We start from the raw sequence: 14,282 nt of genomic DNA, 5'->3' as shown, positions 1-14,282 counted from the left end.
GTCGGGACGCGGGTGCGGGTGCTGCCTGGGGCCAGGTCGTCACCTCATAGGACTAGGGGCATGCCGTAGCCAAAGCTCTTGCCCCGGCCGAGCCCCCGGGTGAAGGCTGTGCAGTCGGCCGTGAGCCCGGTGACCGTGGCGGTGAGGTCCCGCACCGTGAAGGACCTCGCGCCGGGCCGCCCGACCTTCCATCGAGGCGACACGACGAGGTCGTCAGCCTTGATGCCGTGGCGGTGCAGTAGCGCCTGGCACCAGCTCTCAGCCTCCTCGTCGCGGACCGGGCGGGCGTGGGTGCGCCCGCCAGAGTCCTCGTGCCGCTTCTCCGCCACGAGTCGGACCGTGAAGCGCTGTCCCACCGCAAGGTCCTCAGGCCCCTCGACCGCTACGGCGCCAGTGATCGTGAGCGGGGCCCGGTAGCGGATCGCCACCTTGCCGCTCTGCCCGCCGTGCTCGGTGGGCAGGGACACCCGGTACAGGATGCCGAGGTCTGCCCGGATCGCGCGGGAGGCTCCCGCGAGGTCAGGCAGGGGTGACATGGCCAGGCGGTGGACGCCGTCGGGGGAGCCGAGTGATGGCAGGGCGTCGGCAAGAGCGTGGGTGATCACCTGGTCAGGCACGGTCTGCTCCTTGTGTGGCCGTTGGCGTGGTCCTCGTGGACGACGGTTCAGGTCGCGAGTACGTCAGGAAGCTGATCTTCGCGGAGCCCTCGGTGGAGCGGATCTGGGAGGTCCATCTGGGCCAGGAAAGGTTCTCCGGCGGGCTCTCATGGATGGCGACGACGGCCTCGATGTCCAGCGGGACAGGGTTGAGGACCCAGGAGAAGGCTTTGCCTGAGCTGTTTGCCGCCTCGGGCTCGGAACGGTCAGGTCTGCCAGTGACGGCGTGCTGCCGGGGCTGGAGGAGGAGCTGGCCGCAGAAGGCCAGGAGGTCCACCAGGGGGAGGACGTCGCATTCCTCGGATCCGCTGGTCAGCCGGGGAGTCGGCTGGTTGGCGGAGAAGCGCAGACCAGGCTTGGCCTGGGCAAGGGTGGTCTCGCCGTCCAGCAGGCGGCGGATCTCGGTGGTGGCACGGGAGTGTGCCTGCTCAGCCGTCCTGGCTCCTAGAAGCTCCCAGGTGTCCTGGACCGACTTGGCCGTGTAGCTCCTCCCGCTGAGCAGCGTGAGGTCGGCTGCCCGCACCGGAAGGTCCGCCTTCTTGCCGGGAGACCCAGCGGCAGCAGACATGTCGACTCCCTGGAGGACACCAGCGGCCACCAGGGCGCCCCGCTGGACGCTCTCTTTCCAGGCGTTTGTGGACATCCTGTTTGCCGCGGAGCGCGGCGGCACGGTCGTCGTGATTGACCACAGCGCCCGGCGCTCAAGGTCCCAGGTGGTTTCCACCAGGGCGTTCCCGGCCGTCTCGGCAAGCCGGGAGGGCCCGCCCTGCAGGCGGATCACAGGGACCTTCCACGTGCCCACGAAGTGCACGGTACTTCCGGGAAGCAGCGAGGTGAGGCCCCAGGCTGCCAGCACGTGGTCGGCCCGACGGCCTGAGAAGGCCGCCAGCACGTGGTCGACCCAGTCCTGTCCGTCCTGGTCCTGGGCGGAACCATGAGTCCTACCGGGTGCAGGGCTCTCGGTGGTCTCAGCGGTCATCAGCCTGCTCCCTCCTGGACGCGCTGGGGTCTTGTGTGTCGTGCCGTGGAGCCGCGTGCGCGGCAGTGTCGCTCTGCTCCCTCCTGGAGACCTCCCAGTCCGCAAGCCGGAGCACAGCCTCGGCCAGGGCGAGGCTGTAGGGACCGTACCGGGCGCTGAGACGGTGAACGGCAGTGACCTGGCGCCTCCACCGGGTGGAGCCAGGATCCTGGTAGGGCTCGTGCGCGACCGGGCCCGCGCCGCTGCGGGTCCCGGAGTCCGGGTACACCGGGCCGGGGCCCCGGAAGAACCCGTGGTGGGTGAGGATCAGGTGGCGCACCAGGTCGGCGTCATGGGGGGTGGCTCTTCCGGCCTGGATCGCCACGTCCAGCAGGCGTGTCGAGGCGGCCTCGTGCCGCCACGCATCGGGTACGCCCGCCAGCCGGGTGGAGCGCCTCCACAGTCGACGGGGAAGCGCGGACTTGGCGAGCGGCCTGGTTGGTTGCGAGTCGGCGGGAACCAGCCAGCCGTCCATGTCCTCCCGCATGGCCAGGGCGGCTTGAAAGGACTCTGACGCTCCCTTTCCCTCGTCGTGCCAGCGTCCGGCCAGGGCGACGTCCTCCACGACCTCTGGAGGCAGGCCGATGGCACGTGCCCACCGCTCTGCCAGGGCTCCGACCGCCTCGTTATGGCCAGCCAGTGCGACAGCCCGGGGGCGTGGCTCCTTCTCAGGTGGGCGTATGAGGGAGATCCTCAGCCACGGGTGGTCGAGGCTCTTGCCCAGCACCTCGGTCTCCAGGAGCCACCCCGGGGGTGTCTTCAGCTCATCTGCGAGCTCGGGCAGCACCTCGGCCCTGGCCTGCTCGACAGCGGTGGAGTGGTCAGGGAGACGTCCAGCCTGTCCCGCGAGGTCAGCGAGGACCACGGAGGGGCTGGCGGCCGTCGTCGGTCCGGTGACCTCGGATCCTGCCCGCCTGGCCAGCTGTTCCAGCCGCATGCTGACCTCCTCAAGGGTGGCCTGAGGCAGGAGGTGACGTTGGGACAGGTCCAGTTTCTTGTCGGTGCTGCCCACGCCGAGCGCCTTGGGAGCAGCGTTCGCGTCGATGACCACGACGCTGCCAGAGGTGACGAAGCGGGCATCCTGGGTGCCGTGGAGCACACGGGGGGAGGATGAGGCCGGATCCAGGAGGACGAAGGGCGACGTCCCGAGCTCGCCCACCAGGTCGGGCAGGTCGGCAAGACGGATGGTCCACCCCTCGGCACGCAGGTCCGGCGGCGCGAGCTCCAGGTCCTCCAGCAGCGCCTCTCCCTCCGGCTTGTCCATGAGGGCGACGCCATGGCGCACAACCACCGTCACCTCGGCGCGGGGGTCGGCGATCTCGTGGATCCACGGAGCCACCGGAGGGTCGTTGCGTGAGCCCGCGGTGCGCAGGTACGCGGCCAGGACGGAGGGGGGCAGGAGGGTGGGCACCTGCTGGGGGCGGCGCAGCGCGGCGGGATCCGGCGCCTGCCTCAGCAGGGTGGCCACCTCGCCGAGCGTGCCCGCGTCCTTGATGGCGTCGATGACGGCCTCGGCGGCGGCACCGTGGACGGGGTCGGGTTTTCCTGGTGTATGGACGATGGTCACTGACCCGTCCTCGCGGGCGCCGACCCGGTTGACACGGCCGAGGCGCTGGATGAGGGAGTCGGCGCTGCAGGCCTCGGTCACCAGGTGGGTGAGGTCCAGGTCCGCGCCGACCTCGAGCGTGGAGGTCGCGACGATGACGGTGGGTGGCGCCTGCTCCCGGCGTCGGCTGCCGGTCCGGTAGGGGGCGAGCCGCTCGGTGACCTGCCCGGTCAGGCGCTCGGGCATGCCCCCGATGAGCAGTTCCAGGTCGACGTCATGCTCGGCGTGGGACGTGCTCGGCGCGGTCCGCGTCTTCTTGTCCGGTGCTGCTGTGCCTAGTGTCCTGCCCAGCGTGGTCCGCACTTTCTTCGCGGTGGCAACCGTGGTGCAGAAGACGACGACAGACTGCCCCGTGGTCAGGCTGGGAACCAGCTGCCTGGCTGCATCGGCCAGGCCGTCGGCGCTGCTCCCCTTCTCAGCCCGCAACGTCACGGGCACGGCTGCGCGTGCGGCCCTGCGACGTGCCAGGCCCGGGTCGCGCCGCTCCTCCTCGCCCGCGTCCCAGGTGAGGACGTCATGACCTGCTGCTGCCGCAGCGCTGGCGGGGGCGGAGGAGCCCGGGGTAGCAGTCATGGCCATGACCTGCAGGCCGGGGACGGTCCCGCTGAACCGCCCCTCGAGCGCCGACTCGTGGGTGCGCAGGACGTCCAGGGTGGCCTGGGCCTGTGAGGCGAGGTGTGCCTCATCAAGCACCCACCAGGAGTCGGCCCCCGTCAGGGCGGCGTCAATGCTGCGGCGTCGGGGTGGGAGCTGGTAGCCCCGGAACAGCAGGCGGGAGCACAGCATGTCAAGAGTGCCCACGACGATCGCCGGGCGGCTGGGGTAGCGGGTGTGCTCGGTGGGGCCGTTCTCAGGGCCGAGACCGCCCCGCAGGCGGCGCACCTCCAGTACCGGCTCCCGGGGCTCCAGGCTGAGCCCGTTGCGCAAGGAGGCGGCCATCTCTGCCAGTGCGCCCGTGGTCGCCGCGTTAACGAGCTCTGCGAGTTCCTCGGCACAGCGGGCGGTGTCATCGACGATCACGCGACGCACGGTCGCCACGTGCAGGCGCAGGGCAACCTTTCGAGGGCGCTGTTGCGTCCGTGCCGAGGCGGCGTCGGCCGCGAGGGCGTACAGCCACCCTACGAGGGCGGCAGCGGTCTTTCCCGTGCCGGTGGGGACGTCAAGAGTCGTGGGGACGTCGCCCGTGACGAGGCGTGCCGCGAGACGCGCCTGGTACTCCCGGGGCGCATGGCCCGTGGCTGCGTGAAAGACGTCGGAGAACGCGGGAACGGCCACTGCACACCTTCTTGCAGATTAACATTGGAACGTTGAGTAAACCCCCGATCACTCGGGGCGAGGGCTCGGACGTGACCATGTGGAACATGGGAACCCCTCAACCCGCACCTACTTGATCGTCTGATCGGTGCTGCTGTGCGGCTAGTTCCTAACATAGCAGCGGTCTCGTTGCAGATATACGTACAATAAATAACGTATTTATTGGGTGATGGTGTGTCGACTCGTGGTCCTGGCTGACGGACCAGGCATGCGTCAGATGCATTGCACTGCGCATTGCACTGCGCATTGCACTGACGCCCTGCGACCATGCATGGCCTCACCTGCGTGACCGAGAGGGGTGACTGACCCGACCAAAGCGAGTCTGATAAGCGGACCAAAGTGAGTCTGGTAGTCCGACCAAAGTGATTCGGTTGGGGGTTGCCGGCTTTCGCTCGGGAGCCTGGAGCCTACGATTGGAGCATGGCCGCGCCGTCCTCGCACTATGCCCGCCTCGTCGACCGTCGGCTGGGCGCGCTGCTGGGCGGTCTTGCGGCGATCAGCATTGAGGGCGCACGTGGTGTGGGCAAGACCTGGACCGCTAGGCAGCACGGGCGGACCTTCGTGGCTATCGACGACCCCGATGAGCGTGAGCAGCTGGCCCGCCTGGGGGCACGGTTCGTCGAGGGGCTTGAGCCGCCAGTGGTCCTTGACGAGTGGCAGCGTCTGCCTGAGGTCTGGGACCGCGTGCGCCGGGCAGTCGACAGCGACCTGACTCCCGGCCGCTTCATCCTGACCGGCTTGGCGTCACCCGCCACATCGCCTGTCCACACCGGCGCCGGGCGCATCCTCACCCTCCGGATGCGCCCGCTCAGCCTGGCGGAGCGGGCGCTGGACGAGCCCACGGTCTCGCTGGCTGCACTGCTGGTCGGTGAGGGGAGGGCTGCCGTTGAGGGCAGGACCGCTGTCGGCCTTGAGCGCTATGTCGAGGAGATCCTGCGCTCCGGTTTCCCGGGGATCCGAGATCTGCCGCGGGCGGCACGAGAGGCTCAGCTTGACGCCTATATTGAGCAGACCGTCCGGCACGACCTTGCTGAGGAGTCCCTTCGGCCTGCTCGCGCTACCCGGCGCACACGTGCCGCTCGCCGTGCCCGCACCCTCCTGGACTGGTTACGAGCCTACGCCGCCGCGGTGTCCACCCCCACTACCTACGACAGCCTTAGCAGGAACACGTCCCGGGTACTGGGCAGTGTTCCCGCTCAGTCCACGACCCGTCAGTACCGGGACCTTCTGGAAGCCATGTGGATCCTCGACCCGGTGCCGGGGTGGACGCCGGGCCAGGGCGGGCTGGCCCGGGTCAACCGGAGTGACAAGCACCACCTGTGCGATCCTGCGCTGGCCGCTCGGCTTCTCAACATCGGAAGCGCCGGCTTGCTCGGCGTGGGCTACAAGGTGCAGGACGTCCCCTCAGGTGTTCCCAGGCGCCAGCGGCTGCTCGGCCCTCTCTACGAGTCCCTGGTGACCCAGAGCATCCAGGTCTATGCGAGCCTGGCCGACGCCAAGGTCAGCCACCTGCGCACCAAGGGAGGGGCGCAGGAGGTCGACCTTATCGTTGAGGGGCCCGACCGGCGCGTCGTCGCCATTGAGGTCAAGGCCACTGCTGCCCCCCGCAGTGGGGACACCAGGCACCTGTTGTGGCTGCGTGAACGCCTGGGGCCGACGCTGGCCGACGCCGTGGTCATCACCACGGGTACCTATGCTTATCGGGACGAGGACGGTGTCGCCGTTGTCCCTGCCGCGCTGCTGGGTCCGTGAGAGGGGGTGTGGCTCTGGGAGTGCTGGCGCTGCTCTCCCGGGCCTGTGAGGAAGGCTGCTGAGGCTCGATGGGGTAGAGCGGCCCCCAGAGGCTCTGGCCAGGACAGGCGGGTACGGGGTGCGGGTGCCCGGCAGCGGGGTGGCCAGGACGGTTAGTGGCTCTGCCTGGCTGCCGACATGGTGATTGCCCAGGCCAGCGTGCGCTTCCGCGACGCCATCGAGCACGCGCTGTGCTTCGGCTGGGTCGACAGCAAGGCCGTGAGGCGCGACCGCGACAGCTGCTACCTGAAGTTCCACCAGCGCAGCCCCAGGAGCAGCTGGGGGCGGGCCAGCAGGCGCTGGCCCGCTTCTCGGCCTTCCCCTCGTCCTCACCACGACTCATCCTGCTGTGGATGTCCAGCGCAAAGAAGCTGGAGACACGTCAGCGCCGGATCACCAGGACCGTCGAGCTGGCGGCACACAACATCCGCGCCAACCACCCCAGCCATAGGTCGTGAGGCGGTGTCATCCCAGCGTGCGTTGTGCCATCCTGGCTCACGTGGATCGGGCTGAGGCGAACGACGTCGTAGGGGCCTGGAGCTGTGTCAGCCAGGAGCGACAGAATTCGGCGGCGCTTGCATCGCGTGAGACAGGCTGTCACCGTTCTAGCGCGGCTCACATCGCCATAACGCATATACCCGTCGTCCTCCCCCGCCTCCCCCGCGCCCTGGTGTCCGTCACGCCGGGGCGGGACCGCCGTGTCACTTGCCGAGCTCCTCGCTGGCGATGGCACGGTGTCCGTCAAGGGCAGGACGCTATCGTCCCTGCCGCACTCTGGTGCCGTGTTCCTAGCGGCTGCCTGCTGGAGCCTGGGCCTGAGCCGTGACTTCTTCCCGCGTAGTTCCAACGAAAAAGGGCCGCCGCCCGGCTGGCGGTGGCCCTGGTGGTCGGGGTGGCGGGATTTGAACCCACGACCTCTTCGTCCCGAACGAAGCGCGCTACCAAGCTGCGCCACACCCCGAGTGCGGCGGGGACAACTATAGCGGTGCGTCTGGTACGGACGGAAATCAGGTGTCCTGAGTGCTCGGTCACGTGATCTGGCTGTGGGGCCGGGGCGGGCTGGTGGTCGTCTCTATCCGGTGCCCAGCCCCACTGCTGCCGACCTGGCACGGCAGCCCGGCTGCTGCCGCACGCCGTCGGCCGCTCACCGCGTTCGCAGTCGGTGAATTATCTGGGGTGGGCCTGGTTTTCCTCTGGCGGCTGTGGCTAGCGTGTGCTCACGCCAGTGCAGCCCACTGGCAGACCACTGACGCAAAGGAACCACGATGTCGGTTACCCCCTCGCTGAACTCGCCACTGACACCTCTGTCGGCTGCGGCTCAGATGCAGGTTGCCGCTTCCTGCGTCATGTGTTGTCCGTGCGCGTCGTGTATGTGAGGTGCCTGTCCGCCGGAGCGGGTGCGGGATAGCGCTGCTGCGCGCCCCTGCCAGGTACGCCCGAAGGCGTGCCCGAGCCCAGGGTGGGACAGGGCGATGTCATCTACGGCGTCCTTCGCGCGCGGCCTCCTGCTTCTAGCCGTCACACTCTGCTCTGGCTAGCAGAGTAAGGAGGACGGGCCTGCGCCTGCGGGCGGGACTCAGCCGGATGCGGCTCCTGCCGCTTACCAGAGTGACTGTCGTGCATCCGGCTGGCCTTCTTGCGGGACGAAGGAGCCGAGGGGCGCCACAGCCGCCCAGGGCGCCAGACGTGCCTACGTCCCTGCGACGTCGACCCGCTCCGCCTCCTCCCTGCACGTCTCTGTTGCCTGCCCAGCCCGGGACCTTACCCACACCACGCGTCACTGTATTCACCACCAGAAAGGAACCACTATGTCCACGCTCTTCCTTGTCGAGCTCACGCCCTCGTCGGCCCTGGCTGGCAGCGACGGCTCGGCCCAGACCCGCCCGGACGTCTCCGGGCTGCTCAGCCGCCTCTCCCAGGAGGCTCCCGCCCACTCGGTGGAGCTGATCGAGGCCCAGGTGACCGCCGACCTGGCCACTGTCTTCGTCATCCTGGAGGCCGAGGACGCTGCGTCCGCGGCTGCTGCCGCGGCCACCCTGCCCGCCACCGCCTCCGAGCCCGCCCAGGTCCGCCTGGTGGGCGCCGAGCTGGACCAGGTCAAGGCCTCCCGGCCGGAGGCAGGCTACCTGGTGGAATGGGACATCCCGGCAGGTATCGACATGGACACCTACCTCACCCGCAAGGCGGAGAAGTCGCCCCTGTACGCCCAGGTGCCGGAGGTCAGCTTCCTGCGCACCTACGTGCGTGAGGACATGGAGAAGTGCCTGTGCCTCTACAACGCTCCGGACGAGGACGCCGTCCGTCGGGCACGTGATGCCGTGTCCACCCCGATTGACCGCCTGCACGCCCTAGAGAAGGTCGAGCCCTGACATGACAGCCGCCACCTCTGCTACAGCCACCGTGTCCGCTCCTGCTGACACGGCCTGCTCCGCTCCCACCCCCGGTTCCCCTCTCTGGGCCACGGGCACCGACACCGGGCAGGAGGCTCTGCGCGACGCCGCCGCTCCCTTTGTCCGTGAGGCGGCGGCCCTGGCCAGCCAGGTCGACTCCGGCCAGGCCAGCCCCCGCCCCCTGCTCAGCAGACTGGGCGAGGCGGGGCTGCTTGACCTGGGAGTCCAGGAGCTCCTTGGCGAGGACCCCAGGGCTGCCGACGTGCGCGCACCCGCCTGGCTCATTGCCGCCCTGGCGAGGGAGTGCATGTCGACCGCCTTCGGCCTGTGGGCGCACCGCATGGTCCTGGACTACCTCGCCAGAGGCGTGCGCAGCCAGGCCACGCAGACGGTGCTCGGCGAGCTGCGTGCTGGCAGGCGTCTGGGCAGCACGGCGATGGCCTCCGGTCTCAAGTGGCTGGCGGGGGTGGGGGACCTGGCCGTCCGGGCGGTGCCGGACGGCCAGGGGTGGCGGCTCACCGGGTTTATTCCCTGGGCCTCCAACCTGTGTGACGACTCCGTCGTGGTCCTGCCTGCCAGCACCCCCCAGGGCACGGTTGTGGTCTGGGTGGAGGCCCGGGCGCTGGAGGTCCGGCCTGTGACCGGACTTCTCGCCCTCAACGCCACGGCCTCAGGCACGATCCGCCTGCACGACGTCGCGGTGGGTCCCAGCCAGGTGGTCAGCACCGAGCTGGCCAGTCTGGCTCAGGGCTTCAAGCCGACAATGCTCATCCTCCAGTCCGCCTTCTGCCTGGGCCTGGCGCAGCGCTCCCTGGAGGAGGCCCGCAGCACCCAGGACCGGAGCGCCAACACGGTCTTCCACGAGGACGTCGCCATACTGGCCCACGAGCTGCAGCGGTTCTGTGAGCGCTGGGAGGCAGCGGCTGCCGACACCGGCAGTGCCAGCATGGCCGAGGTCCTGCGGCTGCGCCTGGAGGCAGCCTCCCTGGCAGGTCGGGCCACCCGGCTGGAGGCCACCCTGGCGGGCGGGCGCGGCTACCAGGAGAGGACCGACGCCTCACGCCGCTTCCGTGAGGCCGCCTTCCTCCCCGTCCAGTCTCCCTCGGAAGGACACCTGCGGTGGGAACTGTCCTCGCTCGCCTGAGACGCGCCCGGGTCCGCTACGGCGACGTGGACGCGCTGAACGACGTCAGCCTCGATCTTGCCGCAGGACGCCAGCTGGCGGTCCTGGGACCCAGTGGTGCGGGGAAGTCGACGCTGCTGCGGCTGCTCACCCGGGAACTGGCCCCCGACTCAGGCAGCATCGAGTGGTCCTCCTCAGGCCTGCGTGAGGGGGTCGTGCGCCAGCAGCCCCTGTTGTTCGACTGGCTGACGATCAGGGAGAACGTCGCCCTGGGGCAGCAGTTCCGAGCCAACCACGTGGACCAGGACCTGGTGGGAGAGCTGATGGACCTGCTGGGGATAACCCCGGTGGCGCACTCCTACCCGGACCAGGTCTCGGGTGGCCAGGCCCAGCGGGCCTCCTTCGCCCGGGCGCTGGCCATCCGTCCCGACCTACTCATCCTGGACGAGCCCTTCAGCGCGCTCGACCCGGCTGCGCGCGCCGACCTCCAGCTGTGGCTGCGCCGAGAGCTGACCGGGCGGGGTCTCAGCAGCGTCCTGGTCACCCATGACCTGGACGAGGCCCTTGTGCTGGCTGACGACATCGTCATGATCGCCGCCGGGCGGGTGACGCGCCGCTGGGCCAACCCGGAGCCCGCCGCCGACCAGGCGGCGGCCCTGCACCACCCGCTGCGGCGCAGCCTGCGCGAGGCCTACGCCTGCCTCGCCCCAGCGACCCAGGACCAGGAGGACCCGAGGACCGCCCAGGCCACCAAGGACCGGGCCGGGGGTCAGGCTGAGGACCAGGCCGGGACGGCTGCGGGCCGGACTGCGGAGAACCACCGTGCGGCGCCGTGACCTGCTGGGAACCGCCGGGCACCTGGCCTCGCTCGGCGTGGTGGCTTCCCTGGCGGGCCGGGGCGCGTGGCAGGCGGCAGGCGCGCCCGGAGACGGCGGTCAGGGACTGCTGGGCCGTCCTCTGAGAGTGGGGTACCTGCCCGTCACCGACGCCGCCGCACTGCTGGTGGCTCACCATCGGGGCCTGTGGGAGGCCGCCGGGGTTGCCTCGGCCCCGCCGGTGCTCTTCCGATCCTGGGACGCCGTGGGCCAGGCGCTCGTCGTCGGTGAGGTGGACGTGGTCCATATGCTGCTGCCCATGGCCCTGCAGCTGCGGCTGGCCCAGGAGGCCCCGGTCCGCGTGGTGGCCTGGGGACACACCAACGGCTCGGCGATGGTGACCTCCACCTCCGTCACCGAGACTGCCCGGCTGGCGGGTCGCAGGCTGGCCGTGCCCTACTGGTGGTCGATCCACTCCGTCCTCTCCCAGCACCTGGTCGCCGCCTGCGGCCTGCGTCCCGTCATCGGGGTCTCACCGGGGCCGCAGGAGGTCGAGCTGGTGGTCATGCCTCCGGCGGAGATGGTCTCCGCCCTGGCCAGCGGGTCGATTGCGGGCATGACGGTGGCTGACCCCTTCGGTGCCGTCGCCGAGCTGGAAGGGGCCGGCCGGGTCCACCGTCTCCTGGGTGACGTGTGGCGTGACCACGCCTGCTGCGGCGTCGTCGTGCGCCAGGAGCTTATCGACACCGCTCCGGACGCGGTCCACGCCCTTCTTGACGGCCTCGTCATGGCACAGGACTGGCTGGAGGCCCACCGCCAGGAGGCCGCCGAGTTGCTGACAGGAGGCGGGTGGCTGCCCCAGTCCCAGACCGCCGTCGCCCGGGCGCTGCAACGCCCTGAGCCCGGTGGGGTGAGTCACCCGGACTGGCACGGGGAGCGTCTGGGCTTCTCTGCCTTTCCGCACCCGTCCTGCACTGAGCAGCTGGTGAGGCTGCTGGGCGACACGGCCGTGGACGGTGACCGCTCCTTCCTTGAGCGTCTGGACCCCGTGCAGGCCCACGACCTTGTTGTCGACGACCGGTTCGTGCGCGCGGCTCTGGAACGTGTCGGGCGCACGGTGCCACCGCGCCGTGAGGAGGTGTCACTATGAGCGTGCTCGCCAGGTCAGGTCGGCGGGTGGGAGCCTGGCGCCCGGTGCTGCCAGCCCTGGGTGTGCTGGCAGCCGTCAGCCTGTGGTGGCTGCTCACCGACGTCCTGCTCGTCAGTCGGCCCCTGGTGGCACAGTTCTCACCTGTGCGCACCCCGGCCGGACTGGGGGAGCTGGCCGGGGACGGCGCGCTCCTGGACGCGGCCTCGGCCAGCGTCTTCAGGCTGGTGGGAGGGCTGACCCTGGCAGTGGTCGTGGGTACCCTCGCGGGACTGGTCACCGGCTCCTGGCGCAGCCTGGACCGTGCCGCCTCGCCCGTGCTGCTGTTCCTGCGGATGGTCTCCCCGCTGTCCTGGGCGCCGGTGGTCATCATCGCCCTGGGCGTCGGCGACCGTCCAGTCGTGGCGCTCGTGGCCGCGGCTGCGGTGTGGCCGGTTCTCAGCGGTGTCGCCGACGGCGTGCGACGCGTGGACCCGGGCCACCTCGCTGTGGCCCGCTCCCTGGGGGCGACGCGTGGGGAGACGCTGCACCGCGTGGTCTGGCCCACCATACGGCCCGCGCTGCTGGCCGGGGTCCGCCAGGCCCTGGGGATCGCCTGGGTAGTCCTGGTTCCTGCCGAGATGCTGGGAGTCAGCAGCGGTCTGGGCTACCAGATCATGAACGCCAAGGACCAGCTCGCCTACCACCACGTCACTGCCCTCATCCTAGTAATCGGGAGCCTGGGCTACCTCGTTGACACCGTTGCCCGCTGGGCGCTGTCCACCCGACGCGATAGACAGGAGAAGAGATGAATCTGGTCGTGGTCTCTGCCGGCCACTCGCCTGCCTCCGGGACGAGCCGCCTGGGGAGGCTCGTGGCCCGCACGGTGTCCGAGTGCGGAGGAGCTGCCGTGGCTGCCGACCATGTCGAGCTGCGTGGCTTCGCCGGGGAGGTGGCCCAGGCCCTGGTCACTGGTACCCTTACCGCCCCGGTGCAGCGGGCCGTGGAGGCGGTAGGAGGCGCCGACGGCGTCGTCCTGCTCACGCCGACGGTCAATGCCTCCTTCTCCGGGCTGCTCAAGTCCTTTCTTGACGTGCTCCCGCGCGATGCCCTGCGGGGCGTCCCGGTGCTGGTGGGGGCCACGGGAGGCACGACGCGCCACACCCTGGTGGTGGACCAGAGCCTGCGGCCCATGCTGGCCAGCCTGCGGGCGGTGGTGCTGCCCACTGCCCTGTTTGTCACGGCCGACCAGTGGCAGGGGCAGCAGCCGGGTGCTGAGCTGCTGGCGCGAGTAGTCTCCGCCGCCGAGGAGCTGGTCCGCTTCCAGGCCGTGGCCCGCCAGCCGGTGTTCTCTTGAGGCGGCGCACGTCCTTGCCCCGGCCCTTGTCCCGGCCGCCCGCGTGTGGTTGACTGCAGATGTGGCTGGTGACACTCTTCCAGGTGGCTTCCTTACCCGCGACCCCCTGCCCTTGGAGGGACGTACCGTACTTGTCACGGGGGTAAGCCGCCGTCGCGGTATCGGGCACGCCATCGCCTGCCGCGCGGCCGCCTACGGGGCCAGCGTCGTGGCGCACCACTACGCGCCCCACGACGCGGCCCAGCCCTGGGGAGCCGACGACATCGGTGCCGTCATGGACTCTGTGCGCTCCCACCTGAGGCCAGGGGCGGTCCTGGTTGACGTGCCGGGTGACCTGGCAGTCCCCGGCGAGCCCCAGCGGGTCTTCGACACGGCGCTGCGGGCCCGGGGAAAGGTGGACGCCCTGGTGTGCAACCAGGCGATGAGCGGGCCGGACGGGGCGCTGGGGGCACTAACGGAGGAGGTCCTGGACGCCCACTGGGCGGTGGACGCCCGCGCCTCCCTCCTGCTGGCCCAGGCTTTTGCCACCCAGCCGGGCCTGGGGGCTGCGCCCCGTGCCCGGGCGCAGCCCGGCACTGGTGCGGGCACTGCCTGCGGACCTGCCGATCCGGCTGGGCCCGGAGGTGCTTCGGGTGGCAGCGGGAGCGCGACCTCAGCCGAGGGGAGCTCCTGGCGTGGTGGCGCCATCGTCTTCCTTACCTCCGGGCAGGGCCTGGGACCCATGCCTGGGGAGGTGGCTTACGCCGCGGCCAAGGCGGCCCTGGCCGGCGTCACCCTCACTGTTGCCGACCAGCTCGCCGACCAGCATATCCGGGTCAACACGGTCAACCCCGGTCCGGTAGACAGCGGCTACGCCACGCGGGAGGACATGGCGCAGACAGCACCGATGTTTCCCTTCGGCCGTTGGGGCGAGCCCGATGATGCTGCCCGGCTCATCACCTGGCTGCTGACTGACGAGGCACGGTGGGTGACAGGTCAGGTCATCAGCTCTGAGGGCGGGTTCGCACGCTGGCGGCACTGACACCGCAAGCCCGGCCTGCTGCGCCTGGGCACTTCCCGTCTGAGGAGCAGTGCCACCAGGAGCGG

12 protein-coding genes and 1 tRNA gene are annotated in these 14,282 nt (G+C 70.3%); 9 read left to right on the top strand and 4 right to left on the bottom strand.

The window, feature by feature from the left end:
* Window positions 1–44 precede the first annotated feature (44 nt).
* Genes D4740_RS09595 through cas3u form a run of 3 tightly spaced genes read right to left on the bottom strand, consistent with a single transcriptional unit; the run spans window position 45 to window position 4,555 of the window.
* Window positions 45–617 carry a type I-E CRISPR-associated protein Cas6/Cse3/CasE gene (locus tag D4740_RS09595; protein ID WP_119836729.1) on the bottom strand — a complete coding sequence of 191 codons (573 nt, stop codon included), beginning with the start codon at window positions 615–617 and terminating at the stop codon, window positions 45–47.
* The gene (locus D4740_RS09590) at window positions 610–1,635 is read right to left on the bottom strand and encodes a hypothetical protein (RefSeq protein WP_182911389.1); all 1,026 of its coding nucleotides are present in this window, start codon (window positions 1,633–1,635) and stop codon (window positions 610–612) included. The genes D4740_RS09595 and D4740_RS09590 overlap by 8 nt, the downstream gene beginning before the upstream one ends.
* On the bottom strand, window positions 1,625–4,555 hold the full coding sequence (cas3u, locus tag D4740_RS09585) for a type I-U CRISPR-associated helicase/endonuclease Cas3 (RefSeq protein ID WP_119836728.1): 2,931 nt from the start codon (window positions 4,553–4,555) through the stop codon (window positions 1,625–1,627). The genes D4740_RS09590 and cas3u overlap by 11 nt, the downstream gene beginning before the upstream one ends.
* Window positions 4,556–5,014: 459 nt before the next feature.
* Here cas3u and D4740_RS09580 point away from each other — a divergent pair, with 459 nt between their 5' ends.
* A complete protein-coding gene (locus D4740_RS09580; protein ID WP_119836727.1) occupies window positions 5,015–6,346 on the top strand; it encodes an ATP-binding protein in 1,332 nt (443 codons plus the stop codon).
* A gap of 155 nt (window positions 6,347–6,501) precedes the next feature.
* Window positions 6,502–6,843: a YdeI/OmpD-associated family protein gene (locus tag D4740_RS09575; protein ID WP_310732080.1), complete on the top strand. Its 342-nt coding sequence runs from the start codon at window positions 6,502–6,504 to the stop codon at window positions 6,841–6,843.
* 426 nt (window positions 6,844–7,269) lie between these two features.
* Here D4740_RS09575 and D4740_RS09570 read toward each other — a convergent pair.
* Window positions 7,270–7,346: transfer RNA gene (locus D4740_RS09570), tRNA-Pro, on the bottom strand.
* A gap of 847 nt (window positions 7,347–8,193) precedes the next feature.
* On the opposite strand from D4740_RS09570, the gene D4740_RS09565 reads away from it, so the two are divergent.
* The 7 genes from D4740_RS09565 (at window position 8,194) to D4740_RS09535 (ending at window position 14,217) form a co-directional block, all read left to right on the top strand.
* Window positions 8,194–8,754, top strand: a complete 561-nt coding sequence (locus tag D4740_RS09565) for a DUF4242 domain-containing protein (protein ID WP_119836726.1) — start codon at window positions 8,194–8,196, stop codon at window positions 8,752–8,754.
* Between the two features lies 1 nt (window position 8,755).
* On the top strand, window positions 8,756–9,919 hold the full coding sequence (locus D4740_RS09560; RefSeq protein ID WP_119836725.1) for an acyl-CoA dehydrogenase family protein: 1,164 nt from the start codon (window positions 8,756–8,758) through the stop codon (window positions 9,917–9,919).
* A complete protein-coding gene (locus D4740_RS09555; RefSeq protein WP_119836724.1) occupies window positions 9,895–10,734 on the top strand; it encodes an ATP-binding cassette domain-containing protein in 840 nt (279 codons plus the stop codon). The genes D4740_RS09560 and D4740_RS09555 overlap by 25 nt, the downstream gene beginning before the upstream one ends.
* Window positions 10,721–11,863 (top strand): ABC transporter substrate-binding protein, encoded by a 1,143-nt coding sequence (locus tag D4740_RS09550; RefSeq protein ID WP_182911388.1) that lies wholly within the window; start codon window positions 10,721–10,723, stop codon window positions 11,861–11,863. Before D4740_RS09555 ends, D4740_RS09550 begins: the two co-directional genes overlap by 14 nt.
* The gene (locus D4740_RS09545; protein WP_119836722.1) at window positions 11,860–12,651 is read left to right on the top strand and encodes an ABC transporter permease; all 792 of its coding nucleotides are present in this window, start codon (window positions 11,860–11,862) and stop codon (window positions 12,649–12,651) included. Before D4740_RS09550 ends, D4740_RS09545 begins: the two co-directional genes overlap by 4 nt.
* Window positions 12,648–13,196, top strand: a complete 549-nt coding sequence (locus D4740_RS09540; RefSeq protein ID WP_119836721.1) for an NAD(P)H-dependent oxidoreductase — start codon at window positions 12,648–12,650, stop codon at window positions 13,194–13,196. The genes D4740_RS09545 and D4740_RS09540 overlap by 4 nt, the downstream gene beginning before the upstream one ends.
* Window positions 13,197–13,257: 61 nt before the next feature.
* Complete coding sequence (locus D4740_RS09535; protein ID WP_243106864.1) at window positions 13,258–14,217, top strand: SDR family oxidoreductase; 960 nt, start codon at window positions 13,258–13,260, stop codon at window positions 14,215–14,217.
* Window positions 14,218–14,282: the final 65 nt, after the last annotated feature.

It is taken from the genome of Actinomyces sp. 2119 (assembly GCF_003591215.1).
Lineage (GTDB): Bacteria > Actinomycetota > Actinomycetes > Actinomycetales > Actinomycetaceae > Actinomyces > Actinomyces lilanjuaniae.
Note: the sequence above shows the minus strand (reverse complement) of the source record. Positions and strands in the feature narration are given on the sequence as shown.

What these genes read in the sequence shown, in the direction of transcription:
- D4740_RS09580 (WP_119836727.1), top strand. Translation starts at nt 5,015, where the DNA reads ATGGCCGCGCCGTCCTCGCACTATGCCCGCCTCGTCGACCGTCGGCTG.
- D4740_RS09560 (WP_119836725.1), top strand. Translation starts at nt 8,756, where the DNA reads ATGACAGCCGCCACCTCTGCTACAGCCACCGTGTCCGCTCCTGCTGAC.
- D4740_RS09545 (WP_119836722.1), top strand. Translation starts at nt 11,860, where the DNA reads ATGAGCGTGCTCGCCAGGTCAGGTCGGCGGGTGGGAGCCTGGCGCCCG.
- D4740_RS09590 (WP_182911389.1), bottom strand. Translation starts at nt 1,635, where the DNA reads ATGACCGCTGAGACCACCGAGAGCCCTGCACCCGGTAGGACTCATGGT.
- D4740_RS09540 (WP_119836721.1), top strand. Translation starts at nt 12,648, where the DNA reads ATGAATCTGGTCGTGGTCTCTGCCGGCCACTCGCCTGCCTCCGGGACG.
- D4740_RS09565 (WP_119836726.1), top strand. Translation starts at nt 8,194, where the DNA reads ATGTCCACGCTCTTCCTTGTCGAGCTCACGCCCTCGTCGGCCCTGGCT.